General features: G+C 66.7%; 28 protein-coding genes and 1 riboswitch. Of the genes, 15 read left to right on the forward strand and 13 right to left on the reverse strand.

From position 1 onward, the window contains the following. Positions 1-11 precede the first annotated feature (11 nt). Positions 12-728, reverse strand: a complete 717-nt coding sequence (tlpA, locus tag FJU11_RS12105; RefSeq protein WP_141167321.1) for a thiol:disulfide interchange protein TlpA — start codon at positions 726-728, stop codon at positions 12-14. Positions 729-755: 27 nt separating this feature from the next. Between tlpA and argH the strand changes: the two genes are divergently transcribed. The 4 genes from argH to FJU11_RS12125 all read left to right on the forward strand — a co-directional run bounded on the left by argH (position 756) and on the right by FJU11_RS12125 (position 6,562). Continuing rightward, complete coding sequence (argH, locus tag FJU11_RS12110) at positions 756-2,162, forward strand: argininosuccinate lyase (protein ID WP_141167322.1); 1,407 nt, start codon at positions 756-758, stop codon at positions 2,160-2,162. Positions 2,163-2,292: 130 nt separating this feature from the next. Then, positions 2,293-2,481, forward strand: coding sequence for a hypothetical protein (locus FJU11_RS12115; RefSeq protein ID WP_141167323.1), 189 nt, complete (start codon positions 2,293-2,295; stop codon positions 2,479-2,481). 7 nt (positions 2,482-2,488) lie between these two features. Continuing rightward, a complete protein-coding gene (gene lysA / locus FJU11_RS12120) occupies positions 2,489-3,763 on the forward strand; it encodes a diaminopimelate decarboxylase (protein WP_141167324.1) in 1,275 nt (424 codons plus the stop codon). A 117-nt stretch (positions 3,764-3,880) separates the two neighbouring features. Next, positions 3,881-6,562 (forward strand): TIGR02302 family protein, encoded by a 2,682-nt coding sequence (locus FJU11_RS12125; RefSeq protein WP_235891008.1) that lies wholly within the window; start codon positions 3,881-3,883, stop codon positions 6,560-6,562. 131 nt (positions 6,563-6,693) lie between these two features. Here the strand turns inward: FJU11_RS12125 and FJU11_RS12130 are convergent, their stop codons facing one another. After that, positions 6,694-6,837 carry a lmo0937 family membrane protein gene (locus FJU11_RS12130; RefSeq protein ID WP_141167325.1) on the reverse strand — a complete coding sequence of 48 codons (144 nt, stop codon included), beginning with the start codon at positions 6,835-6,837 and terminating at the stop codon, positions 6,694-6,696. 184 nt (positions 6,838-7,021) lie between these two features. Between FJU11_RS12130 and queF the strand changes: the two genes are divergently transcribed. Next, the gene (gene queF / locus FJU11_RS12135; RefSeq protein ID WP_141167326.1) at positions 7,022-7,477 is read left to right on the forward strand and encodes a preQ(1) synthase; all 456 of its coding nucleotides are present in this window, start codon (positions 7,022-7,024) and stop codon (positions 7,475-7,477) included. A 42-nt stretch (positions 7,478-7,519) separates the two neighbouring features. On the opposite strand, the gene FJU11_RS12140 is transcribed toward queF, so the two are convergent. From FJU11_RS12140 to FJU11_RS12150, 3 genes are all read right to left on the reverse strand, one after another. Beyond that, positions 7,520-7,879: a response regulator gene (locus FJU11_RS12140; RefSeq protein ID WP_141167327.1), complete on the reverse strand. Its 360-nt coding sequence runs from the start codon at positions 7,877-7,879 to the stop codon at positions 7,520-7,522. 128 nt (positions 7,880-8,007) lie between these two features. Beyond that, on the reverse strand, positions 8,008-8,559 hold the full coding sequence (hpt, locus tag FJU11_RS12145) for a hypoxanthine phosphoribosyltransferase (protein ID WP_141167328.1): 552 nt from the start codon (positions 8,557-8,559) through the stop codon (positions 8,008-8,010). A gap of 93 nt (positions 8,560-8,652) precedes the next feature. Further along, on the reverse strand, positions 8,653-8,970 hold the full coding sequence (locus FJU11_RS12150; protein ID WP_141167329.1) for a hypothetical protein: 318 nt from the start codon (positions 8,968-8,970) through the stop codon (positions 8,653-8,655). A gap of 179 nt (positions 8,971-9,149) precedes the next feature. On the opposite strand from FJU11_RS12150, the gene ftsE reads away from it, so the two are divergent. From ftsE to FJU11_RS12170, 4 genes are all read left to right on the forward strand, one after another. Then, the gene (gene ftsE / locus FJU11_RS12155) at positions 9,150-9,809 is read left to right on the forward strand and encodes a cell division ATP-binding protein FtsE (protein WP_141167330.1); all 660 of its coding nucleotides are present in this window, start codon (positions 9,150-9,152) and stop codon (positions 9,807-9,809) included. Continuing rightward, a complete protein-coding gene (locus FJU11_RS12160) occupies positions 9,802-10,803 on the forward strand; it encodes a cell division protein FtsX (RefSeq protein WP_141167331.1) in 1,002 nt (333 codons plus the stop codon). The genes ftsE and FJU11_RS12160 overlap by 8 nt, the downstream gene beginning before the upstream one ends. A gap of 54 nt (positions 10,804-10,857) precedes the next feature. Next, positions 10,858-11,562, forward strand: a complete 705-nt coding sequence (locus FJU11_RS12165; RefSeq protein ID WP_141167332.1) for a YdcF family protein — start codon at positions 10,858-10,860, stop codon at positions 11,560-11,562. Between the two features lie 142 nt (positions 11,563-11,704). Then, entirely contained in the window at positions 11,705-12,553 is an 849-nt protein-coding gene (locus FJU11_RS12170; protein WP_141167333.1) for a lysophospholipid acyltransferase family protein, read from the forward strand. Here the strand turns inward: FJU11_RS12170 and FJU11_RS12175 are convergent. Continuing rightward, positions 12,465-13,025, reverse strand: coding sequence for a gamma-glutamylcyclotransferase (locus FJU11_RS12175; RefSeq protein WP_141167334.1), 561 nt, complete (start codon positions 13,023-13,025; stop codon positions 12,465-12,467). The two genes, FJU11_RS12170 and FJU11_RS12175, sit on opposite strands and share 89 nt — an antisense overlap. A gap of 92 nt (positions 13,026-13,117) precedes the next feature. On the opposite strand from FJU11_RS12175, the gene FJU11_RS12180 reads away from it, so the two are divergent. Then, entirely contained in the window at positions 13,118-14,107 is a 990-nt protein-coding gene (locus FJU11_RS12180; RefSeq protein ID WP_181408165.1) for a DUF2125 domain-containing protein, read from the forward strand. A gap of 38 nt (positions 14,108-14,145) precedes the next feature. Here the strand turns inward: FJU11_RS12180 and FJU11_RS12185 are convergent, their stop codons facing one another. Continuing rightward, positions 14,146-15,069 carry a prephenate/arogenate dehydrogenase family protein gene (locus tag FJU11_RS12185; RefSeq protein WP_141167336.1) on the reverse strand — a complete coding sequence of 308 codons (924 nt, stop codon included), beginning with the start codon at positions 15,067-15,069 and terminating at the stop codon, positions 14,146-14,148. After that, entirely contained in the window at positions 15,066-16,172 is a 1,107-nt protein-coding gene (hisC, locus tag FJU11_RS12190; protein ID WP_141167337.1) for a histidinol-phosphate transaminase, read from the reverse strand. Before hisC ends, FJU11_RS12185 begins: the two co-directional genes overlap by 4 nt. 117 nt (positions 16,173-16,289) lie before the next feature. Beyond that, a riboswitch (SAM riboswitch) is annotated at positions 16,290-16,368 on the forward strand. A gap of 56 nt (positions 16,369-16,424) precedes the next feature. On the opposite strand from hisC, the gene FJU11_RS12195 reads away from it, so the two are divergent. Further along, positions 16,425-17,345: a homoserine O-succinyltransferase gene (locus FJU11_RS12195; RefSeq protein WP_141167338.1), complete on the forward strand. Its 921-nt coding sequence runs from the start codon at positions 16,425-16,427 to the stop codon at positions 17,343-17,345. Here FJU11_RS12195 and FJU11_RS12200 read toward each other — a convergent pair. Then, positions 17,332-18,081: a class I SAM-dependent methyltransferase gene (locus FJU11_RS12200; RefSeq protein ID WP_141167339.1), complete on the reverse strand. Its 750-nt coding sequence runs from the start codon at positions 18,079-18,081 to the stop codon at positions 17,332-17,334. The two genes, FJU11_RS12195 and FJU11_RS12200, sit on opposite strands and share 14 nt — an antisense overlap. A gap of 178 nt (positions 18,082-18,259) precedes the next feature. Between FJU11_RS12200 and gloB the strand changes: the two genes are divergently transcribed. Continuing rightward, positions 18,260-19,030: a hydroxyacylglutathione hydrolase gene (gene gloB, locus FJU11_RS12205; RefSeq protein ID WP_141167340.1), complete on the forward strand. Its 771-nt coding sequence runs from the start codon at positions 18,260-18,262 to the stop codon at positions 19,028-19,030. Then, the gene (locus FJU11_RS12210; RefSeq protein WP_141167341.1) at positions 19,030-19,473 is read left to right on the forward strand and encodes a cupin domain-containing protein; all 444 of its coding nucleotides are present in this window, start codon (positions 19,030-19,032) and stop codon (positions 19,471-19,473) included. The genes gloB and FJU11_RS12210 overlap by 1 nt, the downstream gene beginning before the upstream one ends. 6 nt (positions 19,474-19,479) lie before the next feature. Here the strand turns inward: FJU11_RS12210 and FJU11_RS12215 are convergent, their stop codons facing one another. The 3 genes from FJU11_RS12215 to FJU11_RS12225 form a co-directional block, all read right to left on the reverse strand. Continuing rightward, a complete protein-coding gene (locus tag FJU11_RS12215) occupies positions 19,480-20,151 on the reverse strand; it encodes a lysoplasmalogenase family protein (protein ID WP_141167342.1) in 672 nt (223 codons plus the stop codon). Further along, positions 20,148-21,062, reverse strand: coding sequence for an aromatic amino acid exporter YddG (gene yddG, locus FJU11_RS12220; protein ID WP_141167343.1), 915 nt, complete (start codon positions 21,060-21,062; stop codon positions 20,148-20,150). The genes FJU11_RS12215 and yddG overlap by 4 nt, the downstream gene beginning before the upstream one ends. A gap of 145 nt (positions 21,063-21,207) precedes the next feature. After that, positions 21,208-21,990, reverse strand: a complete 783-nt coding sequence (locus tag FJU11_RS12225; RefSeq protein WP_181408166.1) for a DUF3108 domain-containing protein — start codon at positions 21,988-21,990, stop codon at positions 21,208-21,210. Positions 21,991-22,224: 234 nt separating this feature from the next. Here FJU11_RS12225 and rpmB point away from each other — a divergent pair, with 234 nt between their 5' ends. Further along, a complete protein-coding gene (rpmB, locus tag FJU11_RS12230) occupies positions 22,225-22,533 on the forward strand; it encodes a 50S ribosomal protein L28 (RefSeq protein WP_141167345.1) in 309 nt (102 codons plus the stop codon). A 113-nt stretch (positions 22,534-22,646) separates the two neighbouring features. Then, a complete protein-coding gene (locus FJU11_RS12235; RefSeq protein ID WP_141167346.1) occupies positions 22,647-23,291 on the forward strand; it encodes a queuosine precursor transporter in 645 nt (214 codons plus the stop codon). Positions 23,292-23,297: 6 nt separating this feature from the next. Here FJU11_RS12235 and FJU11_RS12240 read toward each other — a convergent pair whose 3' ends face one another. Continuing rightward, positions 23,298-24,350 carry an esterase-like activity of phytase family protein gene (locus FJU11_RS12240; protein WP_141167347.1) on the reverse strand — a complete coding sequence of 351 codons (1,053 nt, stop codon included), beginning with the start codon at positions 24,348-24,350 and terminating at the stop codon, positions 23,298-23,300. Position 24,351 lies beyond the last annotated feature (1 nt).

Consider the following 24,351-nt stretch of genomic DNA (forward strand, 5'->3'; position numbering starts at 1 on the left):
AAGCGCCGGTTTCAGCCGGCCTTGCCACCCTGCTGCTGCCGGGCTTTGTCGAGAGAGACGGCCGCGTCGATCAGCTTCGCGGCGTCCGGGCCGCCCCAGGCGGCGGGACCGTTCATCGCGGCAAGCAGGCAACCATGGGTGCCGATGAGCAGCGATACCGGCAGACCGAGGGCGAGACCTTCCGACCTCAGATCGTCAAAAACCTTCATGCTCGCATCGCGGGTAAGCGCCAGATGCGTGACGCCGGCCTTCTTCAGGAAGGCGGCCGGTTTCGATTGCGCACCCGTATCGACGTTGATCGCCACCACTTCGAAATCCGGCCCGCCCTTCTTCGCCTGAAGGGCGTCGAGTTCGGGCATCTCCGTGCGGCAGGGCACGCACCACGTCGCCCAGACGTTCACGAGCAGCGTCCGGCCGGCACGATCGGCGAGCGTGGCCTTGCTTCCGTCGGCGTGTTCGAAGGCGATGTCGCCCATGTAGCGGGGCTCATCGGGCGGGTGCATGGCCGCGACGGCGCCGGTCGCCTTCGCATCGAGCGCCTTCGCCTTACCGGCGGCCGCAGCGCAATCGGGATTTCCGCCCGCCCCGTCGGCGGCAGCGGTCCGGTGGGCATTGCCAGTCCATGCGCCGCTCACGTATACCGCCCCCGCGCCGACGACGATCGCGACGGCAAGGGCGATGGCCGCCCTTTGCAGGCGGAGCGAGCGTCGCGGTCTGGCTTCGTTCATTCACTGGCTCCCGGGATCTCAAACGCCATGGCCGATCAGAGCAACACCCCGCCGGACGCGGCGAACCGCATGTGGGGCGGGCGTTTCGCGAAGGGCCCGTCCGCGGTCATGGAAGAGATCAACGCTTCCATCGATTTCGACCGCAAGCTCTACGCCGAGGACATCCGCGGGTCCATCGCACATGCCGAGATGCTCGAAAAGCAGGGCATCCTCACGACACGGGATCGTGACGCCATCGTCGAGGGGCTGGAAACGATCCGCTCGGAGATCGAGGCGGGCAGCTTCGCCTTCTCGCGCCGCCTCGAAGACATTCACATGAACATCGAAAGCCGGCTTGCCGATCTCATCGGCCCGGCGGCCGGCCGCCTGCACACCGCACGCTCGCGAAACGACCAGGTCGCGGTCGATTTCCGCCTGTGGGTCAAGGCGGAACTGGAGCGCACCGAAGCCGGGCTGGCGGCACTGGTCGAGGCGTTTCTTGCCCGTGCCGAAGAGCATGCGGATACGGTCATGCCGGGCTTCACCCATCTTCAGGCGGCGCAGCCCGTCACCTTCGGCCATCACTGCATGGCCTATGTGGAGATGTTCGCGCGCGACCGTTCGCGCGTGCGCGACTGCATCGCCCGCATGGACGAATCGCCGCTCGGCGCCGCGGCACTCGCCGGCACCGGCTTTCCCGTCGACCGGCACATGACGGCGACGGCACTCGGCTTCCGCGAGCCGACGCGCAATTCGATCGATTCCGTTTCCGATCGCGACTTCGCGCTCGAATACCTGTCGACCGCCTCGATCTGCGCGACGCATCTTTCGCGTCTCGCCGAGGAAATCGTCATCTGGTCGACGCCGCAGTTTGGCTTCGTCCGGCTTTCGGATTCGTTTTCCACCGGCTCGTCGATCATGCCGCAGAAGAAGAATCCGGACGCCGCCGAACTCGTGCGCGCCAAGACGGGCCGCATCAACGGCTGTCTCGTCGCGCTGCTCACCATCCTGAAGGGCCTGCCGCTCGCCTATTCCAAGGACATGCAGGAGGACAAGGAACAGGTGTTCGACGCGGCCGAGAGCCTCGGGCTCGCCGTCGCCGCGATGACCGGCATGGTCGCCGACATGCGCGTCGAGGTCGATGCCATGCGCCGGGCGGCGGGCGCCGGCTACACGACCGCGACCGACCTTGCCGACTGGCTGGTGCGCGAAGCGAACCTGCCGTTTCGCGAGGCGCACCATGTCACGGGCGTCGCCGTCGCGCTCGCCGACGATCGCGGCTGCGACCTCGCGGATCTGCCGCTTGCCGAATTGAGGAAAATCAATCCGGCGATCACGCAAGCCGTCTACGACGTGCTGACGGTCGATGCCTCGGTCGCAAGCCGTTCGAGCTATGGCGGCACGGCACCGTCGGAGGTTCGCCGGCAGATCGCGGCATGGCGCGAGCGGCTTTGACGGTGCCGCGCGTTGCAGGCAATCGCCGTGACAGGGTGCACAAGCGGGACGAACTTCGCTAAGGAACCAGTGACGCGCAAGCCGTGACGCGCGCGTCCTCGGGAACGTCGCCAGCGGAGAGTCGATCGGCATGCGCGCCAGAAGCCTCATTATCCTTCTCCTTGCGGCCCTTGCCGGCCCGCTGGTTCTCGCCGGCTGCGGCGCCAAGGGCGATCCGTACGTGCCGGGCGTCTACGACAAGAACGGCAAGCCGGTGCAGACGACGACGCAGCCGCCCGTCAAGGACCGGCACTTCATCCTCGATCCGCTGATCCAGTAGGCCGGTCATGAACCATTTCGAGTATCGCGACGGCGTGCTGCACGCCGAAGGCGTGAGCGTGGAGGCGATCGCCGCCGAGGTCGGCACGCCGTTCTACTGCTATTGCGCGGCGACGCTGCGCCGGCATTACGCCGTCTTCGCCGAAGCCCTTTCGGGCCTCGACGGCATGGTGTGCTATGCGCTGAAGGCGAATTCCAATCAGGCGGTACTGACGTTGCTGGCAAGGCTCGGTGCGGGCGCCGACGTCGTCTCCGAGGGCGAGTTGCAGCGTGCGCTCGCCGCGGGCATTCCCGCCGGGAAGATCGTGTTTTCCGGCGTCGGCAAGACCGCACGGGAAATGGATGCCGCGCTTGCCGCCGGCATTCGCTGCTTCAACGTCGAGTCGGAACCGGAGCTGGAGCTCTTGAACGCCCGTGCGCTTGCGGCCGGTCTCGTCGCACCCGTTTCCTTCCGCATCAATCCCGACGTCGACGCGCGCACCCACGCCAAGATCTCGACCGGGCGCAAGGAGGACAAGTTCGGCATTTCGATCGCGCGCGCGGAGACGGCCTACGCCCATGCGCGCGCGTTACCCGGCGTCCGGCCGATCGGCATCGACATGCATATCGGCAGCCAGATCACCGACCTTCAGCCCTTCGCCGACGCCTTTTCGCGGCTTGGCGAGCTTGTCGCGCGGTTGCGGGCGGCCGGTCACGAGATCGAGCATGTCGATGTCGGCGGCGGCCTCGGCATTCCCTACCGTCTCGACAACGCGCCGCCGCCGTCGCCGGAGGCGTATGCCGCCCTCATCCATGAAAAGCTCGGCGATCTCGGCTGCGGCGTCATCGTCGAGCCGGGCCGGCTGATCGCCGGCAATGCCGGCATCCTCGTCACCGAGGTCCTCTATCTCAAGGAGGGGGAGGAACGCGGCTTCGCGATCGTCGACGCAGCGATGAACGACCTCGTCCGGCCGACGCTCTACGACGCCTATCATGATATCTTTCCCGTTCGTCGCGCCGAAGCGGATGCGCCGCGCCGCCACCTCGACGTGGTCGGGCCGGTCTGCGAGAGCGGCGACTATCTGGCGCGTGGCCGCGAGCTTGCCGTACCGGCGCCGGGCACGCTGCTCGCCGTGGGCTCGGCCGGTGCGTATGGCGCGGTGCAGGCCAGCACGTACAACACCCGTCCGCTGGTACCGGAGGTGCTCGTCGACGGCGATCGTTACGCCGTCATCCGCCGCCGGCCGACCTACGAAGAGATGATTTCGCTCGATACGGTGCCGGACTGGCTGACCGATGGCTGACGGACCGAACACGCAGGCTTGAACGGTGGCTGTGCCGAAATATCGCAGCCTGCCTCGCCGTCGCCGCAAAGAATGCTACCGTGACGGTGTGACAACGCGTGAAGAAAGGTTCGCGTGATGGCCGTCCCACCTCAGGATGACCAGAAGGAAGAACCGGCACGCGGCCGGATGTCGCCGCTGGCCCGACGCATCCTTAGAAGCCGCAGCGCCATGCGCGCGGTCATCGTCGTCGAGCGGGCCTGGCCGCTTCTCGTTCCGCCCCTTTGCGTCGCCGCCCTCTTCGTCTCCCTCGCCTGGTTCGGCTATTTCCACGCCGTGCCGGTATGGGCGCGTATGATCACGCTGCTGGCGCTCGCTGCCGGCTTCGTCTGGTCGCTCGTCGGCCTGCGCACGTTCCGCATGCCGGGTGCTGCCGCGGTCGACCGGCGGCTCGAACGGGTCAACCGGCTGGAGCATCAGGCGCTCGCCGTGCAGGACGACCGGCCGACGAGCGACTCCGCCTTCGCCAGCGCGCTCTGGGCGGAACATCGCCGGCGCATGGCCGAACGGCTTTCGAGCCTTCGCACCGGCGCGCCGGAACCGGACACGCCGCGCCGCGATCCGTACGGGCTGCGCGCGCTCGTCCTTCTCCTCTTCGTCACCGCCTTCGCCTATTCGCATTCGAATCAGGCTGGCTTCCTCTCCGATGCGTTCAGTCTCGCCGGCCCCGGCGCGCGCGCCGCGCCCGTTCGCGTCGACGCATGGGTAACGCCACCGGCCTATACCGGCATGGCGCCGATCTTCCTGACGCGCGCCGAAGGCAATGCGGACGAATGCGTCTCCATGCCTGCCGGCAGCGAAGTCACCGTCCGCGTCAGCGGCGGTACGGGACCCGAGGTCACCTATCGCGGCGAGAACGGGAAGGAGGCGCAGGCGATCGAGCCCTCGACCGGCGCAAAAGGCGCGGCGAAACAGGCCGATACTGATGCCGATACCAATGCTGATGTCGGCGGCGATGCGGCGTCGGCGCGCGCCTACGCCTTCAAGCCATCGGCCGGCGGCGTGCTTTCGGTTTCGAGCGGTGCCGGCACGCGCGCATGGACCTTCGACGTCATTCCCGACGAAGCGCCGCAGATCGCCTTCGCGGGTAAGCCGACGACCGATCGCAACGGCGCCCTCCAGCTTTCCTACACCGTCAAGGACGACTACGCCGTCCAGTCCGCAACGGCCGAGATCGTACCTGCCGATGCCGAACCCGGTGCGAAATCGCTTTACGGCCCGCCGGCCTTTCCGCTCTCCCTGCCGGGTCGCGGTTCGAAGGACGGCAAGTCGACCTCGAGCAAGGATCTGAGCGAGCATCCGCTTTCCGGTCAAAAGGTGAAGATCACCCTGGTAGCGACGGACGGCGCCGGCCAGAAGGGCCGCAGCAAGACGATCGTGACGCGCCTGCCGCAAAAGTTCTTCGGCAATCCGCTCGCCCGGTCGGTGGTCGAACAGCGGCGCACCTTCGCGCTCGACACGCGCCGGATGCCACGCGCGCTCGCGCTCGCCGACGCCATAACCACCGCACCGGAAAAGACCTTCGACGATCCGTCCGAGTTCCTGGTGATGCGTTCGGCACGCGAACGCATGGCGCTCGCAAACGACGACAAGACGATGCGCGACGTCGCCGACTACCTCTGGCAGGTCGCGCTGGACCTCGAAAACGGCGATCTTTCGCTCGCTCAGCAGCGCATGCGCAACGCCGCCGAGAAGCTTTCGCAGGCTCTGAAGAACGGAGCATCGGACCAAGAGATCGATCGCCTGATGAAGGAACTGCGTCAGGCGATGAACGACGTCATGCAGGAAATGGCCAAGCGTGCGATGCAGAACCCCGAGACGGCGCAGCAGATGCCGCAGGACATGCAGAACGTCCTTCGCCAGCAGGATCTCGAGCGGATGATGGATCAGCTCGACAATCTGGCGAAGTCGGGCCAGCGTGACCAAGCGCAGCAGCTGCTTTCGCAACTGCAGAACATGATGAACAACCTGCAGGCCGCGCGGCCCCAGCCCGGCCAGCAGGGTCAGAACCCGATGCGCCAGCAGATGGACAAGCTCGGCAAGCTCCTGCAGCAGCAACAGCAGCTTATGGACCAGACCTTCGACCTGAACCGCCAGCTGCAGAACGGGATGAACCGGCAGGGCCAGCAACAGCAGGGCCAGCCTCAACCCGGTCAGCAGGGACAACCCGGCGAGCAAGGTCAGCCTGGACAGCAAAGCCAACAGGGCCAGAATGGCCAGGGCCAGCAGCCGATGACGGAAGAACAGCTGCGTCAGGCGCTCAAGGAACTCAAGCGCCAGCAGCAGAACCTTCAACAGCAGCTCGGCCAGATCCAGAAGGGCATGGAAGGCATGGGCATGAAGCCCAACAAGGGCTTCGGCAAGGCCGGCGAGGCCATGGGCAACGCCTCCGGCGCGCTCGGCAAGGGCGAGGGCGATCGCGCGCTCGGCGAGCAGGGAAATGCCATGCAGGCGCTGCGCGACGGAGCTCAAAGCATGATGCGCCAGATGCAGCAGGCCATGGGCCGGGGACAGGGCCAAGGCCAGGGTCCGGGCCAGCCCCAGGGCCAGCGCGTCGGCCGCGACGAGGGCCTCGATCCGCTCGGCCGGCCGCGCTCGAGCGCCGGTCCGGATTTCGGCGATCAGGTCGACGTTCCCGACGACATCGACATCCAGCGCGCCCGCGAGATCCTGAACGAGATCCGCAAGCGCCTCGGCGATGCGCTGAGCCCCCAACTCGAGCAGCAATATCTCGAGCGGCTGCTCAACATGCAGCAATAGGCGCACGCACCGGATCGCACGATCCGGCTTAAGGTGCGGCCTCTGTTCAAGGCGCGGCTATGTCGGGCAGAGGGCGGCGAACGGGAAGAGCGGGCGGGGCGCCGAAGCGCCCCGCGACTCGATCAATCCGTCTAAGCTCGATTTCTGGAAATGAGCTTGTAGATGGCAACCACGACGGCGATCACCAGCAGTACGTGAATCAGCGCACCGGCAACGTGGAAAAGCAGTCCCAGGACCCACAGGACCAGAAGAATAACGACAATCGTCCAAAGCATCAGTATCTCTCTCCTTGCACACCGACCGGAACCGTCCCCTTACGCAACCGTGCCGCCGTCTCATGCGACGTACCGTGACGATGGGTGTTTCGAAGGCTGGCCGACATACCGGGAAGTCGGGGCTTGCCGTTTCGTTCCCATGCGCGTTTAAGCGGGCGCAATTGATGTTCCGAAAGGCGTACCGATGAGCGAAGACGGAGCGACGATGCTCGGTCGTGCGAGCGCGATCCCGGCCAGTCCCGAGGAAGCGGTGCTGGACCGCGTTCGCGATCCCCATGCGGCAATCCGCTACGCCGTGCGCTTCGTCGCGCCGGAATTCACCTCGCTCTGTCCGGTGACCGGCCAGCCGGACTTCGCCCATCTCGTCATCGACTACGTCCCGCGCGAGTGGCTGGTGGAGAGCAAGTCGCTGAAGCTCTATCTCGCTTCGTTCCGCAACCACGGCGCCTTCCACGAGGAATGCACCGTCTCGATCGCGCGTAGGCTCGTCGACCGGCTCGAACCGGAATGGCTGCGCATCGGCGGCTACTGGTATCCGCGCGGCGGCATCCCGATCGACGTCTTCTACCAGACCGGCCCCGCGCCGGAAGGCATCTGGATCCCCGATCAGGGCGTCCCACCCTATCGCGGACGAGGGTAGAGCTTTTTCGGGTCCGGCGGTCTCAAAACGGCCTTCGAGCCTTCAGCCGGCCAGTGCCGTCGATACTGCGGCGCGAATTTCGGGCAGCGAAAACGGCTTGTCGACTACGTCGACGACGATCTTCCGAAGGCTGTCGGTGCGTTCTCGCTGTTCGGCGAATCCGGTCATGAGCAGGATCTTCGTCGCCGGAAACTCGTCGGCGGTGCGGTGCGCGAGCTCGATCCCGTCCATCACCGGCATGCGGATGTCCGACAGAAGCAGGTCGCATGCGTCGCGACGCAGTTGATCGAGGCCCTCTTCGCCATCGCCCGCTTCCACCGTCTCGTGCCCGTCGAGGCGCAGGGCGCGGGCGACGAAGGAGCGCAGGACCTCTTCGTCCTCGGCGATCAGAATGCGTGCCATTCTCGTCTCCAGTCTTGCTCGTTCGACGCGCGTGCCGCGATGATTGCGGTTTCCACGAGCGCGTGCAATCCATCACGGATCGGTTTTCGCCGGGTAAACGCTGAAGGCGGAACGCTTCGCCGGCGCGCCTATACGGCTTCGGCGCCTTCGCGGACGATGCCGACGAAGGGCAGTTCCCGGAAGGCGTAGGCGACATCCATGCCGTAGCCGACGACGAAATAGTCCGGGCATTCGAAACCGACATGGTCGGCCTCGAGCGTTCCCTCGCGCCGGGAGCGCTTGTCGAGGAGGACGGCGATCGACACGCCCGCCGCACCGCGTTCGAGCATGAGGTCGCGTGCGAAGCGCAGCGTGCGCCCGGATTCGAGGATGTCGTCGATGAGGAGGACGTCGCGGCCGGCGACGTCGGAATCGATGTCGCGCAGGATCTTGACGCCACGGCTTTGCGTACCGGCCCCGTAGCTCGACAGCGTGATGAATTCGACCTCCGGCGCGAGGCCGGCTGCGTGCAGCGCACGGATCAGGTCGGCGGCGAAGATGAACGAACCCTTGAGGATTGAGATGACGAGCAGGTCGCGCTGCGGCCTGGAGGCGATCTCGCGGGCCAGCGCGAGGTTGCGCTCGCCGATCTGTTCGGCGGTGAAGAGCGGATCGATGGTCTTGCCGCGAACGACGGGCATGGCAGGTCCTGGTCTTGAATTGGCGGGGCCGATGAAACGCATTGTTCCGATAGCGCATCCGCTCCCGCCGTCAAAGGCACGGGCGGTATGGAATCAACCGATGAAGCCGGAAAGGACGCGCGGCGCACCGGCAAGCAGCGCGCCGGCCGATGCGACGAGGAAGGCAAGCGTGAAGAGGCCCGCGCGGCTCGGCACCGACCGTCCATGCGGTTTCATTACCGGTGCGAACGGACGCGGCGGGCACCAGCCGGGTTCCATAGGTCCCATATTCTCGAACTCGACATCGAGGATTTGCCCGTCGTGCAGAACCCTGCGAAAATGCTCGACATGGGCGCGTCGCTCCGGTGCGAGAAGATCGCCCCGACGCGGGAATGCCGGCCGTGCGCGATGGCGTGGTCCGTTTGCGGCCATGACAGTCTCCAGGGGTGTGCGGTAGGATGGTGTGGGATACTGCACGAAGAACGGTTAACGCTCGGTAAAGTGCGGCGGCGAGCCGGACATCGCGTTAAGTCGGCGTTAACGCTGTCTGGCGATGGTCGGATGCGGCCGCGGCCGGCGTCCGCTCGCGCGAAACCTTATGGGAAACGCTCGTGATTCACTTCGAAAACGTCGGTTTGCGCTACGGCATGGGACCGGAGATCCTGCGCGACCTGACCTTCGACGTCCCGGATCGCTCCTTCCAGTTCCTGACGGGTGCCTCGGGTGCCGGCAAGACCACGCTGCTGAAGCTCCTGTTCATGTCGCTCAGGCCGACGCGGGGGCTGATCACCATGTTCGACCGCGACATCGCCATGGTGCCTTCGGGCGACCTGCCGATGCTGCGCCGGCGCATCGGCATCGTCTTTCAGGACTTCCGGCTGCTCGACCATCTGACCACGTTCGAAAACGTGGCGTTGCCTTTGCGCGTACGCGGCCGGCCCGAATCGAGCTATCGCCGGGACGTGGTCGAGCTTCTGGAATGGGTCGGCCTCGGCGATCGGGTCAACGCCCTGCCGCCGGTGCTTTCGGGCGGCGAGAAGCAGCGCGCGGCGATCGCGCGCGCACTCATCGACCGGCCGGAACTGCTGCTTGCCGACGAGCCGACTGGCAACGTCGATCCGCCGATGGCCAAGCGCCTGCTGTCGCTCTTCCTCGAGCTCAACCGGCTCGGCACCGCCGTCGTCATCGCCACGCACGACCTCTCGCTGATGGACCAGCTCGAAGCGCGGCGCATGATCCTCACACATGGACGTCTCGAAATCCATGGCTGAGACAGCGACCAAAGCCCGGGTTCCGGCCGCTCGGGGAAAGCGTCCGAAAGGCCCGCCATTGCGTCCCACGGGGCCGATCGTGCCGGTTTCAGGCGTTTCCGGCAACGCGCTCGTCGTCGTCGTCGCCATCATGGCCTTCCTCGCCTGCCTCACTCTCGGCGCCGTCACGATGATCCGCCAGAGCGCGACGAGCTGGCAGAGCGAGATCGCCCGCGAGGTCACGATCCAGATCAAGCCCGAGGAAGGGCTCGACATGGACAAGGCCCTTGCGAGGGCACGCTCGGTCGTGACGACCTTTGCCGGCGTGACCGGCGCCTCGGTAATGGGCAAGGGTGCGACGGCACGGCTCCTGCAGCCATGGCTCGGCAGCGGTATCGACATCGACGAACTGCCCGTGCCGCGCCTCGTCGTGGTGACGATCGACGAGCGCGATCCACCGGACTTCCAGGCCATGCGCGCGGAACTGAACGCGCAGGTGCCGCAAGCACGCCTCGACGACCACCGCGCCTGGGTCGACCGGCTGACGGCGATGGCGAACACCACCGTTCTCATCGGGCTCGGCGTCCTCGGCCTCGTCATGACGGCGACGGTGCTGACGGTCATCTTCGCGACCCGTTCGGCTCTTTCCGGGAACCGGCACATCGTCGAGGTGCTGCACTTCGTCGGCGCGGAGACGCGCTTCGTCGCGAGCCAGTTCCAGCGGCATTTCTTCCGCATCGGATTGAAGGGAGGGCTCGCGGGCGGGGTGCTCGCGGCTGGCGCGTTCTTCGCCGCCGGCGCCTGGCAGAACGCCACCATGGGCGCGGCCGGCAGCGCGCAGACGACGGCGCTCTTCGGCCGGATCGCCATTGGCCCGTGGGGCTATCTCGGCATCGCCCTCGTCGTCGCCGTCGTCGCGGCGGTGACGGCACTGACGACACGCCTGACGGTGATGCGCACCATCCGCCATATCGATCGTGCGCGGGCGGACGGAAACCGCGCCGAGCCGTCATGAGCGGCGGGCCAGAAAGGGCTGGCGTCGCGAATTTCGCCGGGATAAGCAGCCACCATGGCGCATGAATCGAGACGGACGGCGCACCGTGCGAGACGGCCCCTGCGTCGGCTGGCCATGTCTGCCGGCCTGGCGGGCATCGTCGTGGCGGGCGTGGTACTCGCCGGTTTCCTGCGCTTTGCCGAACACGTCGCCGAGATGAAGACGCCGACACCGGCCCCTTCGGCGGATGCGATCGTGGTGCTGACGGGCGGGCCGCGGCGCATCGAGAGTGCGCTTCGGCTCCTGAGGGACGGCGCGGCGCACCGCCTGCTCATCTCCGGCGTGAATCCGAAGACGACGGGCGAGGAGATCCGCAAGCTGACGAAAAGCTCGCGCGACCTGTTCTCGTGCTGCGTCGACATCGGCCACGACGCGATCGACACGATCGGCAACGCCAACGAGACGGCGCGCTGGATCCACGACAACGGCTACCGCCACGTGGTGCTCGTGACCAACGACTACCACATGCCGCGCAGCCTGATGGAACTCCACCGCGTGGACACGAGCACCGACTACATTCCCTACCCCGTCGTCAACACGGACCTGACCTCGCGCGAATGGCTGACCAAGCCGAATGTGGTCCGCCGGCTCGTCGCCGAATACCTGAAATATTCCGCGGCGCGGGTGCGGAGCTATTTCGGCGGCCCGTCTGACACCGGCCTCAGGACCGATCGGGTACAGACGAAGGCGCTCAAGACCGTGGACTCGAGCGGAAGTTGACCGGCCCGAGCGTGGCTTCGACGGGATGGCCGGTGGCACGGTGCGGTTTTCCTTTCGGAACGAATGGTGTATCCGCCGCGTGGACCGCCCGCGAGGCATCGCGCCGGGACACCGTCCACGATGAAAGCCGATGCGCAACCGCATGACCGTTCTTCGCTCGCTCGCCTTCAACGCGGCCTTCTACGCCAATCTCGTGCTGCGCATGCTCGTGTTCAGCCCGGTCTTCTTCGCCCTGCCACGCGAGCGTGCGTGGCGGGTGCCGAAGAACTGGGTGCGTGCGAGCCACTGGCTGCAGGCGAAGATCGCGCGAACCACCTTCGAGATCGAGGGGCTGGAGAACATTCCCGAAGGCGGCTACATCCTCGCACCCAAGCACCAGTCCTTCTGGGACACCTACGCGCTGCTGCCCTGGCTCGACGATCCGGTCTACATCCTCAAGCGCGAACTCATGTGGATCCCGCTCTTCGGCTGGTACATCGCCAAGATGCGGATGATCCCCGTCGACCGTGGCGCGCGCGGCCGGGTAATGGCGAGGGTGCTCGATCGCGCCAAGGAGGAGATGCGCAAGGGCCGTCAGCTGATCATCTATCCGGAAGGTACGCGCCGCCCGCCCGGTGCCGAGCCGGAATACAAGTTCGGCGTCGCCCGCATCTATGCCGATCTCGACGTGCCGGTCGTGCCCGTCGCCATGCATCCCGGCCTGTTCTGGCCGCGGCGCCAGTTCCTGCGCCAGCCGGGCCATTTCAAGGTCCGCATCCTGCCTCCGATCCCGCCCGGCCTCGGGCGTGAAGCCTTCCATACGCGGCTCGTCGAGGAGACGGAGGCGGCGAGCGACGCGCTGCTCATCGAAACGGTACGCGACAACCCGCATCTGGTCCTGCCCGAAAGCGCCAGGTCCCGTCTCAGGACGCTGCACGCACCTGCGGAGCATCCAGGCGGAGACGCAGACCCTCCGCGACCTGCTCCAGCCAACGGTCGCGGATGCGCATGACGTGAAGATGCTCGAGCGTGTTGAAGACATAGTCCTCGTTCGGCCCGGATCCGCCGACCGCGCCGTGGATCGCCTCGACGGCCGCTTCGGCCGACAGCGCACCGGCATACTGCCCGTGCATGCGGTCGACGACGTAGGTCACGGCCGGCACGCGCTCGCCGCGCTCGAGGCGGATCGGCACGATGCGCTCGGTATAGACGTTGGTGACGAGTTCACGGGCGCGCAGATAGGCCATGACCTTGCCGTGATCGTTTCCGCGAACGCGATAGGCAAGCCCACGGCACGAGCCGCCGCGATCGAGGCCGAGCACGAGCCCCGGGCGTTCCGGCGTGCCGCGATGGACCTGCGAACGCACGCACAGCGACCGGCGCAGACCGAAGGCGCGGGCCGGCTCGCGTTCGAGATAGTCGAAGCCGGGCCGCCACATCAGCGATCCGTAGCCGAAGACCCAGAAATCGGTCGTGCCTTCCATCATCGTCCTCGTCGTACCTTGCGCGGCGGGCAAGCATTGGAGAACGCCGCGCGGCCGTCAACCCGTGTCCGTCGGCGCGCGGGAAGTGCCCCGTGAGGCGCACCAGGCTGCTTCGCATCGGCCTCGTCACGCTCGTCGTCCTCCTGTGCGTCTATACGGGCGCGTGGTTCTACCTTGCCGCGACCCTGCGCACGCGCGTCGACGACGCCCTGACGGCGCTTGCCGGAAAGGGTGTGGAGGCAACCTGCGGCGATCTTTCGATGTCGGGCTTTCCCATCGCCATCGGCGTCGAATGCGACGGTCCCCGCGCACGGCGCGCCGGAACGCCGGCGGCCCTTCGTGCCGATGCCTTCGCTTCCCGGGCGCGTTTCCTGCGGCTCGGCCGCATCGTCTCGACCGTCACCGGACCCATGAGCGCACGCGACGAGGCGGGACGCACCGTCGACGCGGACTGGCAGACGCTGCGCGCGAGTACCGATCTGTGGCGTCGCGGGCTCGAACGCGGGGTTCTCGATGTGGACCGTCTCGAAGCGAAGGTTGCCGCTCCAGGCCTCGACGGTACGCTGCAGCTCGATCTGCGCCGGCTCGAAACCAGCACCAGCCGTCGCGGCCGGACGCTGGCACTTGCGGTTTCGATGGACGGGCTGGAGCTTTCCGGGGAGGCGGTGCCCGACGGACTGCCCGCGTTCGAACTGGCCGGTGCGGCTACGGTACAGGGGCTCGGCGACGCGTTGAGCGGACGTTATCGGCTGAATCCGGCAATGCTGCGCGGACATTCGGGGCAGCTCAAGCAGTTCACGGCGAAGCTCGCCAACGGGGCGAGCCTCTCTTTGACGGGCCCGTTCGCAGTCGACGACGAGGGCCGCATCAGCGGCACGTTCCGCCTGCAGATCGCCGACGTCTCCGGTTGGCAGGAGGTCGTCGGCAAGCTCCTGCCCGGCGCGCGCGACATGACGGCGAACGCCGCCGGAATGCTCCAGGCGCTCGCCGGCAACGACGGAACGACCTCGGTGACGCTCAAGGCCGATCACGGCCGCCTTGCGCTCGGTATCATTCCGGTCGGCCGTCTGCCCAACCTTTGAGACGGATCTTCGCACCCATCGTATAAGCGGGGAAACGCTTATTCCGGATGCCGGCCGTGCCGGCCGAAGTCCGGTGCGTCGACCTCCTGGCCGGCCTCGATGATCGATCGGCGCACGGCGCGCGTGCGGCTGAAGAGATCGAAGAGCGCGTCGCCGTCGTGCCAGCGGATCGCCTTTTGCAAGGCGGCCAGATCCTCCGAAAAGCGTGCCAGCATCTCTAGGATCGCATCGGAATTGTGCAGGCACACGTCGCGCCACATCGTCGGGTCGGAGGCGGCAAGCCGGGTAAAGTCGCGAAAACCGGAGGCGGAATACTTGATGACCTCGGACTGCGTGACCGTCTCGACGTCGTCGGCCGTGCCGACGATGTTGTAGGCGATGATGTGCGGCAGGTGCGAGACGATCGCGAGCACCTTGTCGTGGTGCGTGTGTTCCATGCGCTCGACCGTCGAGCCGCAGGCTTCCCAGAAGTGCGTGAGCCGCTCGACCGCCGCCTCGTCGGTGCCGGGAAGCGGCGTCAGGATGCACCAGCGGTGTTCGAAGAGCTCCGCGAAACCGGCCTCGGGGCCGGACTGCTCGGTCCCGGCGATCGGGTGGCCGGGCACGAAATGGACGCTTGCCGGCAAGTAAGGCCTCATCTGCTCGATGACCGAGGTCTTCGTCGAGCCGACATCCGTGACGATCGCGCCGTCGGAAAGATCGTGCGCGATGTCGCGGGCGACGGCACCGGACGCACCCACGGGCACGGCGACGATGACGAGGTCCGCACCGCGCACGGCTTCGGCGTTCGAGGTCGTGTAGCTGTCGCCGAGATCGAGCTGATGGGCGTGTTCCAGCGTCTCGGAACTCGCCGTGGCGATGGCGATGTGATCGGCGAGTTCCTTCCGCCGGATGACGCGCGCCAGCGACGAGCCGATCAGACCGATGCCGATCAGGGCGACACGTTCGAAACGTGCGCTCACGCCACCCGCTCCATGAACGTCGCCAGCGCGTGGATCACGCCGAGATTGGCTTCCTCGCTGCCGACCGTGAAGCGCAGCGCATTCGGAAAGCCGTAGGCTTCGACGCGGCGCAGGATGTAGCCGCGTTCGGTCAGGAACGCGTCGGCGTCCGCTGCCGTGCGGCCGGGTTCGTCGGGGAAGTGCACGAGCACGAAATTCGCAACCGTCGGCGTGACAGTCAGGCCGAGCGCGGTCAGCGATTCCTCGATGCGCGCGAGCCAGGCCTCGTTGTGTTCGAGTGCCGCGGCGACATGGTCCCGGTCGCGCATGGCGGCCGCCCCGGCGGCGATCGCCAGGGCGTTGACGTTGAACGGCCCGCGGATACGCCCGACCGCGTCGATGATCCGGGCCGGCGCGACCATCCAGCCGATGCGCAGCGCCGCCAGGCCGTAGATCTTCGAGAACGTGCGCGTCATGACGACGTTCTCGCTGGCGCTGACGAGTGCGAGCCCCGCGTCGTAGTCCTCGCGCGTGACGTATTCGGCGTAGGCGGCGTCGAGCACGAGGAGAACGGTCTTCGGCAATCCGGCATGCAGGCGCCGTATCGCGCTTTGCGGCAGATAGGTGCCCGTCGGGTTGTTCGGGTTCGCGAGGAAGACGATCTTCGTGCGCTCCGTCACGGCGGCGAGGATCGCCTCGACGTCGGCGGTGCAGTCGCGCTCGGGCACGGTGACCGGCGTCGCGCCAGCGGCCAGCGTCTGGATGCGGTAGAGGAGGAAGCCGTGCGCCGTGACGATCGCCTCGTCGCCGGGCGCGAGATAGGCTTGGCAGATCAAGGTCAGCAGATCGTCCGACCCGTTGCCGCACAGGATGCGATCGGGATCGATGCCGTGGACCGTGCCGATCGCCTCGCGCAGTTCCCGTGCCGTGCCTTCGGGATAGACGGAGAGCCGGTCCGCGGTGCGGCGGAGCGCGGCCTCCGCATTCGGGCTCGGCCCGAGCGGGGTCTCGTTGGCGGAAAGCTTGTAGACCTTGCGCGCGCCGGGGGCCGCGTGCTTGCCGGGCACATATGCCGCGATGTCCATGATGCCGGGTTTCGGCAACGGCCGATCTGGTGCGCTCATCGGGGTTTTCCTCGGAAACCGTCACCGGCTCTTAGCGAATCCTTCGCGGCGATGCAAAGCCGGATGCCGCGGCGAACGCGCGATGTTGACGAGACCGGCGGAACGGACGTATGAAAAAGCGGAACTCGTGGTGATTTGGCCGGTCGGCTTGCAGCCACGTAAAACAACTCGCTAAAAAGGCCGCGAAGCAGGACTTCTTCTGACCGGCCGCGTTTTCGCTGCCGGTTTTTTTTCGTTTGTGGAGTACGGCTTATGCCGATCAAGATCCCCGACCAGCTTCCCGCTCGCGCGGCACTCCTGCGCGAGGGCGTCGCCATCATGGACGAGCGCACGGCGCTGCGCCAGGACGTGCGTCCGTTGCAGATCGGGCTCTTGAACCTGATGCCGAACAAGACCCGGACCGAGGCCCAGTTCGCCCGCCTCATCGGCGCGACGCCGCTGCAGGTCGAACTGACGCTGGTACGCATCGGCACCCACGTTTCCAAGAACACGTCGGAAGAGCACCTGATCACCTTCTACCAGACGTGGGAGGAGGTCCGCGAGCGCGCGTTCGACGGGTTCATCGTCACCGGCGCGCCGATCGAGCTGCTACCCTTCGAGGAGGTTACCTACTGGAAGGAACTGACCCGGATCCTCGACTGGACGACGACGAACGTGCATTCGTCCTTCTTCATCTGCTGGGGCGCGATGGCGGCGCTCTGGCACTTTCACCGCGTGCCCAAGCATCCGCTTGCAAAGAAGGCGTTCGGCGTCTACCGCCACCGCAACAATGCGCCGGCTTCGCCCTATCTCGCCGGATTTTCGGACGATTTCTCCATTCCCGTCTCGCGCCGCACCGAGATCCGTGCGGACGACATCCCGACCGATGCCGGCCTCGATCTCCTGATGGAATCGGACGCGACCGGCCCATGCCTCGTGACGGAGGCGCCCGGAAACCGGCTCTACATGTTCAACCATATCGAATACGATTCGACCTCGCTGGAGGAGGAATTCAGGCGCGACCTCGAAGCCGGCATCGGCCCCGACCTGCCCTTCGACTACTTCCCCGAGAACGATCCGAACCGGCGGCCCCTCAACCGCTGGCGTTCGCACGCTCATCTCCTCGTCAGCAACTGGATCAACCAGGTCTACCAGACGACGTCCTTCGACCTCAGCGCGATCAATCGGTCCTGATTCCCCGGGAGGTGTGGACGCCCTGCGGGGCAAGTGCCGGCACGAGCGCGCGGCGGCTGGCGCGGCGCGCGGCCGGCAGGCCCTGATACAGCCTCTTCTGCGCCTCGATGATCAGCACGCCGGCGAAGACCGCGCCGACCCGCCGGCCGGTCCGCTCGCAGGGCTGCCAGAAGCGCAGCATGCCGCGTCGGTGCGTCGGCGGGAAGAAGAGCGCGTCGGTCATCGGGCCGGGCGTGAAGTTCGTCTCGCGCAGCAGGGCGGTGATCTGGCTGCGCGAATAGGGCCGACCGGACCCGAACGGGGTATGCTCGAAGCGTGCCCACACGCCGCGCCGGTTCGGCACGACGACGACGAGGCGCCCGTTCGGCGCCATGACCCGCCAGGCTTCGCGCAGTGCCTCCGCCGGGTTCTCCGCGAATTCGAGCGCATGCACCATCAGTACGCGGTCGACGGCAGCGTCCGAAAGCGGCAGTTCCTCCTCGAAGACGAGCGCCGTGGCGCCGGGTCGCTCGTTCGGCCAGGTGCAAGCCCCCTGCCGGGCCGGCATGAAGGCGAAGCTGCGTTCCGTACCGCTCGAAAAGCGCTCCAGATAGGGCGGAGTGTAGCCGAGGCCGACGAGCCGCTCGTTCGGCAGGCGCGGCCAGATCGAGCCCAGCGCATCGCCTACCGCCTCGCCGGCCGCGCGGCCGAGCGGGGAAGCGTAGAACTGGCGCAATTCGAGGATGTCCGTATTCATGGCCGACGAACGTAGTGCCTTTCGAGTGCGAAGGGAAAGGCGCGTTCGCCTTGAAGATGCCCGGGGCATCACCCTACCTTGAAGAAGAGCATCGCGCGACGGTTGCGCCGGCAGCCGGTGCATGCGCGCGTCGAAGATCCCGCCCGAAACACCCGCCATCGAACGAGGAGACACCACCATGGCCGAACTCGAAATCCACCAGTTCATGTGCCGCAGCGACAATTTCGGCGTCCTCCTGCACGATCCGGAGTCGGGCGAGACCGCTTCCATCGACGCGCCGGAGGCAGAGCCCATTCTGACTGCACTCGACGAGCGCGGCTGGAAGCTCACGCACATCTTCACGACGCATCACCACGGCGACCACGTGGAAGGCAACGAGGCGCTGAAGGAGCGTTTCGGATGCACGATCATCGGGCCGAGGGCGGAAGCGGATTCGATTCCAGGCATCGACCGCACGGTCGTCGAGGGAGACCGGTTCACCTTTGCCGGCCATCCCGTCGAGGTCATCGAGACACCCGGCCATACCGCCGGCCACGTGAGCTACCATATGCCGGACGACGGGTTGCTCTTCGCCGCCGATACGCTCTTCGCGCTCGGCTGCGGACGGGTCTTCGAAGGCACGCCCGACCAGATGTGGTCGTCGCTGAAGAAGCTGAGGGCGCTACCCGCTTCGACGATCGTCTATTGCGGCCACGAATATACGCTCGCCAATGCGCGCTTCGCCGTCACGGTGGATCCCGACAATCTTTCGCTCCAGAGCCGCGCGCGTGACATCGAAACCCTTCGCGAGGCGGACAAGCCGACCCTGCCGACGACGATCGCCGAGGAACTCGTGACCAACCCGTTCCTCAGGCCCGACGATGCCGACATACGCGCCCATCTCGGCATGAGCGACGCCACCGACGCCGAGGTGTTCGCGGAAATCAGGTCGCGCAAGGACCGCTTCTGATGGAGGCCGGGGCGCGGGCGATCGTCGAGCGCCTGGGGCTTCGAAGCCATCCCGAGGGCGGATGGTTCGCCGAGACGTTCCGCGACGGTGCCGCGGGCGAACGCGGCCGTTCCACGGCGATCTACTACCTTCTGCAGGCAGGCGAGCGTTCGCACTGGCACCGCGTCCACGACGCGGCGGAAGTCTGGCACTGGTATGCCGGCGCTGCGCTCGACCTCCGGCTTTCGCCGAACGGCGTCGAATGCGAGGCCCGTCGCCTCGGCAACGATCTCTCGGCCGGCGAGCGCCCGCAGGTGGTCGTGCCGGCCTCGTGGTGGCAGTCGGCTGCCTCCAGCGGTCCATGGACACTCGCCGGATGCACCGTCGCACCCGGTTTCGTGTTCGAAAGTTTCGAAATGGCCCCAGCGGACTGGGAGCCGGGCGGCGGGAACGCAACCGAATAGCGTCAGCTACCGGATCAGTCCCAGCGCCACGAAGACGATGACGACCTGGCCGGCGAAACGCGCCAGCCAGATGACACGGGTCTGCGCCAGGCCGACGGAGCTGTCGCGTTTCACGAAGTAGCGGTGGAGGGCGTGGGAGAGGTCGGCAGCCGCGAGGATCAGGGCGCCACCCATGACCGTCGGCGGCGTGACCATGCCGGCCGTCGCCACCATCGCCACGAGCACGAGGCCGTAGATCGCTTCGGGAATGTTCAGGGCCGTGCGCCGCCGGCATATCCGCACGAAGACGAGAACCGTCGCGAGTGCCAGCACGATGGCGGTTGCCAGCCGCCAGCCTTCGAGCAGCATTCCGGGCGTGCCCGCGACCGTGAAGACGACGGCGTAGACCACGCGCGCGGCAAGGAAGGCGCCGAGCGCGAGCAGCGAGGCGGTGACCTGCTGCTGGACGAGCAGCATCTCGCCGAGGCCGCTGAAGGCGAGCGCGACGAGGAGCACGCTCGGCCCGTCGGCGAGAACGATCATGATCGCAAGCAGCGCGTATGGCAGGACGACGATCCCCGTCTTGCGCGCCGAGGTGGGCCCGCCGAGGGCAACGAGCGCAAGGCAGAGCGTCGCGAGCATGAAGACGAAGGTGGCGAGAACGGGAGATGTCAGGCCGCCGGCGAGAAGCGTGCTCATTGTGCCCCCGCCTCCCGGCCCGCGGCGCCTGCCGGCATCCGGCTTCGTCGACGCCTGCCGATCATGTCGCGCGCGGCAAGCGCCGCACCGCCGCTGATCAGCACGCAGGCGATCGTGATGCGCAGGCTCGCCTCGCCGTAGCCGCTCGCCACGAGAACGATCGTCGATAGCAGCGGCGCGGCATAGCTCGACGCACCGAGCACCTGGATGTCGCCGTGCTTGACGCCGTAATCCCAGACGTAGAACGCGCCGCCGACGGGGCCGAGCCCGAGACAAAGCACGGCAAGCCACTGCGTCGCCCCGGAAGGCCAGACGGTCGTCTCGATGAACCAGTGGCAGATCAGCGCGAGCACGGCGGTCGCGAGACAGAAGGCGGTGACGGCATCGGTCGGCACCGTGCCGAAGCGCCGCGAGACCAGCGAATAGCTCGACCAGGTCAGTGCGCATAAGAAGGCGATCGCGTAGCCGAACGCGTAGTGCGCCTCGAACGTCACGCCGGCGCGCGCGACGATGAGCACCGTGCCGGCAAGCCCCATGACGGCCCCCGCGACATGGTGCCAGCGCAGCCGTTCGCCGGGCAGAAGCGCCGAGCCGACGACGATGAAGAGCGGCCAGAGATAGGCGATGAGCCCGGCATCGACCGGGGGCGCGTTCTTCAGCGCGGTGAAGTAGAGGAAATGATAGCCGAAGAGGCCGCCGATCCCGAGCGCGTAGACCGGAAGCGGCTGGCGAAGGCCGGACAGGCGCCGCGGTTCTCGCAGGAGCGGTACGGCACCGATCGCCGTGGCGACGAGGAAGCACATGGCGCTCAGCTGGAAGGGCGGCACCGCGCCAGACGCCGCGGTGAACAGCGCAAGCAGGGACCACATCAGGATCGCCGTGAAGCCGATGAGCGTCGCGCGGGCTCGCATGTCGGACGGTCGCTCCCTGACGTGGTAACGGCTTGGTGGAACCGGGCGAACGAAGCCATGCCGTGTTTCGCGGCCCCGAACAAGTCCCCTCGCACTGCGCGGCAAATCCGCGGTCGCGGGCCGGCAAGTCGCCTTGGCGAAGGCTTCAGCTACCGAACTGCGTCGCCGAAACCGTGACCCAGCCGATCCGGGTCGGCACGCGCGCATAGACCGGTGCGTAGAAGTCGCTTCCCTTCGTTCGGGCGAACCAGACCGAGATGTCGTCGGCCTTCTTCAGGTAGTTGATGCCATCATTGCTGCGGCGATAGCCGGCAAGCGGGGTAAAATTGACGGTGCATACGAGCACGTCGCCGGAATAGGCGTCGGTCGAGACCGATTTGTGTCCGTCGGCCTTCAATTTGAGTTCGGCAAGCGTCTCGCCGTCGAAGAGACGGATCGTACGCGGGCATGCGGGCTCGCCGGCCGGCAGCACCAGCGCGGAAACCGGCTCGACGACGTTGCGCAGATCGTTTTCTTCGACCGGAACCCAGTCGTCCTGCTTGTCGTCCTTGTCCTTCGGCTTGCGCTCGACCGAACGCACGGCGCCATCGTCGAAGCGCATGGTCGTCTTGGCGTGCTTCTTGCCGGAGGTGTACTGCATGCGGTAGCTCTGTGCCTGCAGCCTTTCCGGCAGGATGGCCCCGGTCACGTGCGAAGTGCCGTGCGTGCTGTCGAAGATCTTGGCAAGGCCGGCGCTTTCGAGATCGCCGTCGATCGTGTAGTGCTTGCCGTCGGTCTTGGTCGTGAACGTCGCGCGCGCGACGGTCAGACCCCAGAAGCGGATCGCATAGGCGGTGCGGGTCTGCGCGGCGTTCGCGCTTGAGGAAAATGTCGTCGCTACCGCAAAAGCGGCAAGGGCCGCGCCCGTGATCGATCCCGAAAAACGCATCGCTTCATCATTCCGGCCGGTTGCGTGCGGATAAGTCGAAACCCGCGCGAAGGTTCCCCGTCGCATGGGTCGAAGCGCCAAAGGCGACCGATTGGCAGCCTATGGCTTGACGCGGCAGCCGTGCGCGACTATCATGGCGTCCGATTTTCATCTTGAAAGCCGGCATCCACGCACTTCGCGATCGCTGAATTGCGCCGTGACCGGCCGGAACCAACAGAACGAACGGGTGAGACCATGTCCCGCATCTGCGAGCTGACCGGCAAGGGCATCATGTCTGGCAACAATGTCAGCCACGCCAACAACAAGTCGCGGCGCAAGTTCGTGCCGAACCTGAACCACGTCACGCTGATGTCGGAAGCGCTCGGCCAGCGCTACCGGCTGCGGGTTTCGTCCGCGGCGCTGCGTTCGGTGGAACATCGCGGCGGGCTCGACGCCTTCCTCATGAAGGCGAAGGAAAATGAGCTTTCCATGCGCGCTCGTCTTCTCAAGCGCCAGATCGCCAAGAAGACGGCCGAGACCGGAAGCAGCGAAGCCGCCGCCTGAACGCGGGTTCCGCTTTTTCCGTATACGGCATCGGGTCCCTCCCGGTGCCGCTCGCGCCGGGCCGAACCACGGTCCGGCTTTTTCAGCTGGTGGCATCAACCCAGGATAAAAAAATGCGCTCGATCCGAGAACTCGCCCCCTTCGTCGCGCTGATGGTCGTCATCGTCGCGGCGTCCAACGTGCTCGTCCAGTATCCCTTGCACGCGACGCTCGCCGGCATCGACCTGGCGAACATCCTCACCTGGGGCGCCTTCACCTATCCGGTGGCCTTCCTGATTACCGATCTGACGAACCGGCGTTTTGGCGTGCGCGCTGCGCGGATCGTGGTGTGCTGCGGCTTCGTCATCGCCGTCGCCGTCTCGGTGGAACTCGCCGCGCCGCGCATCGCCGCCGCCTCGGGTGCTGCGTTCCTCGCCGGACAGCTTCTCGACGTCACGGTGTTCAACCGGCTGCGGCGCATGCAGTGGTGGCTGGCGCCGCTCTCCTCGACCGTGATCGGCTCGATAGTCGACACCACGATCTTCTTCGGCGTCGCCTTTGCCCCGTTCTTCGCCTTCGTCGGCGCGAACGATCCCTTCGCCATCGCTTCGGCACCGGCCTTCGGTTTCCTGCCGTTCGAGGTGCCGCGCTACGTTTCCTGGGCCGCCGGCGATCTCTCGGTCAAGCTGATCGTCGGGCTCGGCATGCTGGTGCCCTACGGGCTGCTTCTGGCGGTCATGAAGCCGGACAGGCGTGCCCTGGAAGGATCGGCCGCGTAAGGCGCGTCATTCGACGAGGCGGAATTCCAGGAACAGCGTGCGCTGCAGGATCGAACCGTTGTCGTCCGAGACGAGCAGCAGATGGGCCGTTCCGGTCTCGTCGTAGGTGACCGAAAGCCCTTCCATGTTGTCGATCTGATCGCCGGGCCCGGCCCGGAAGATCTCGCGGCCCGTGACCGTCGCTCCCGGCCGGATGGCTGCGGCGGGGACGCGCACGATGCGCGTCTGGAACGCGCTTGCCAGGGTAACGCCGCGCTCCAGAAGCAGAAGGTCGCCGTTCTTCAGGAAATCGCCGTCGCTGATGGCGAACGGCGGATCGCGGTGGACGAAGAACGTCCCGGCCCGCGGACCGGCAAGAACGCCGGCGAAGATGTCGCCGGCGGGGTTGATGCTCATTTCCGCCACCGCGACGGCCGAGCCGGCAAGCACGCTCGATCGCGGTGCGATCGCAAGCGTCTCGAGGCCGCGATTGCTGCGCAGTTCGCTGCGGGGAAAGGGGATGGGCAGGCGTTTCAGCGGAGCGGAGCCCATCGGATCGCGAAGCGGGTAGAGCTCGATGCGATGGTCGCGTTCGAACCCGACCAGCACGCCGTGCGGACCGATCGCAAGGCTTTCGGCATCGCTTTCTTCCTTGTAGCGCGAGATGCGCCCGCCTTCGCCTTTCAGCGGCGCCATCGTAAAGCCGGTGATCCCGGCAAGGCGCCCGTCGTCGTCGCGCTGGAGACGACCCGCGTACCAGTAGCCGGTATCCGTTATGCCGAGAAAGGCCTGCCGGTCGGCGTCGAGCCGGATCGAGGAAAGGCCCTCGAAGCGTTCGTCGCGCGAACTCACGACCAGCCCACCCTCGAAGACGAGGTCGCCGAAGCGGGTTCGGCTCCGCCCGATCGCGAAATGATGGATTGGCCGCGTCGTCACCGCCAAAGGCGTTCCAGCACTGCTCGTGAAAGGCCCGTTCGCAGGCGTGACGTCCGCCGCAATGCCGGGACTTGAAAGCGCGATCGTCAGGCAGGCGCCGAGCGCGAGGCGAAAGGCGGCACGTTGCCGCCGCTTCGTGCGCACG

This window comes from Pararhizobium mangrovi, from assembly GCF_006516965.1.
In the GTDB taxonomy this organism is placed as follows: Bacteria; Pseudomonadota; Alphaproteobacteria; order Rhizobiales; family Rhizobiaceae; genus Pararhizobium_B; species Pararhizobium_B mangrovi.

Coding starts and splice junctions, on each gene's coding strand:
- tlpA (WP_141167321.1), bottom strand. CDS start 728: ATGAACGAAGCCAGACCGCGACGCTCGCTCCGCCTGCAAAGGGCGGCC.
- argH (WP_141167322.1), top strand. CDS start 756: ATGGCCGATCAGAGCAACACCCCGCCGGACGCGGCGAACCGCATGTGG.
- FJU11_RS12115 (WP_141167323.1), top strand. CDS start 2,293: ATGCGCGCCAGAAGCCTCATTATCCTTCTCCTTGCGGCCCTTGCCGGC.
- lysA (WP_141167324.1), top strand. CDS start 2,489: ATGAACCATTTCGAGTATCGCGACGGCGTGCTGCACGCCGAAGGCGTG.
- FJU11_RS12125 (WP_235891008.1), top strand. CDS start 3,881: ATGGCCGTCCCACCTCAGGATGACCAGAAGGAAGAACCGGCACGCGGC.
- FJU11_RS12130 (WP_141167325.1), bottom strand. CDS start 6,837: ATGCTTTGGACGATTGTCGTTATTCTTCTGGTCCTGTGGGTCCTGGGA.
- queF (WP_141167326.1), top strand. CDS start 7,022: ATGAGCGAAGACGGAGCGACGATGCTCGGTCGTGCGAGCGCGATCCCG.
- FJU11_RS12140 (WP_141167327.1), bottom strand. CDS start 7,879: ATGGCACGCATTCTGATCGCCGAGGACGAAGAGGTCCTGCGCTCCTTC.
- hpt (WP_141167328.1), bottom strand. CDS start 8,559: ATGCCCGTCGTTCGCGGCAAGACCATCGATCCGCTCTTCACCGCCGAA.
- FJU11_RS12150 (WP_141167329.1), bottom strand. CDS start 8,970: ATGGCCGCAAACGGACCACGCCATCGCGCACGGCCGGCATTCCCGCGT.
- FJU11_RS12160 (WP_141167331.1), top strand. CDS start 9,802: ATGGCTGAGACAGCGACCAAAGCCCGGGTTCCGGCCGCTCGGGGAAAG.
- FJU11_RS12165 (WP_141167332.1), top strand. CDS start 10,858: ATGGCGCATGAATCGAGACGGACGGCGCACCGTGCGAGACGGCCCCTG.
- FJU11_RS12170 (WP_141167333.1), top strand. CDS start 11,705: ATGACCGTTCTTCGCTCGCTCGCCTTCAACGCGGCCTTCTACGCCAAT.
- FJU11_RS12175 (WP_141167334.1), bottom strand. CDS start 13,025: ATGGAAGGCACGACCGATTTCTGGGTCTTCGGCTACGGATCGCTGATG.
- hisC (WP_141167337.1), bottom strand. CDS start 16,172: ATGAGCGCACCAGATCGGCCGTTGCCGAAACCCGGCATCATGGACATC.
- FJU11_RS12195 (WP_141167338.1), top strand. CDS start 16,425: ATGCCGATCAAGATCCCCGACCAGCTTCCCGCTCGCGCGGCACTCCTG.
- FJU11_RS12200 (WP_141167339.1), bottom strand. CDS start 18,081: ATGAATACGGACATCCTCGAATTGCGCCAGTTCTACGCTTCCCCGCTC.
- gloB (WP_141167340.1), top strand. CDS start 18,260: ATGGCCGAACTCGAAATCCACCAGTTCATGTGCCGCAGCGACAATTTC.
- FJU11_RS12210 (WP_141167341.1), top strand. CDS start 19,030: ATGGAGGCCGGGGCGCGGGCGATCGTCGAGCGCCTGGGGCTTCGAAGC.
- FJU11_RS12215 (WP_141167342.1), bottom strand. CDS start 20,151: ATGAGCACGCTTCTCGCCGGCGGCCTGACATCTCCCGTTCTCGCCACC.
- yddG (WP_141167343.1), bottom strand. CDS start 21,062: ATGCGAGCCCGCGCGACGCTCATCGGCTTCACGGCGATCCTGATGTGG.
- FJU11_RS12225 (WP_181408166.1), bottom strand. CDS start 21,990: ATGCGTTTTTCGGGATCGATCACGGGCGCGGCCCTTGCCGCTTTTGCG.
- rpmB (WP_141167345.1), top strand. CDS start 22,225: ATGTCCCGCATCTGCGAGCTGACCGGCAAGGGCATCATGTCTGGCAAC.
- FJU11_RS12235 (WP_141167346.1), top strand. CDS start 22,647: ATGCGCTCGATCCGAGAACTCGCCCCCTTCGTCGCGCTGATGGTCGTC.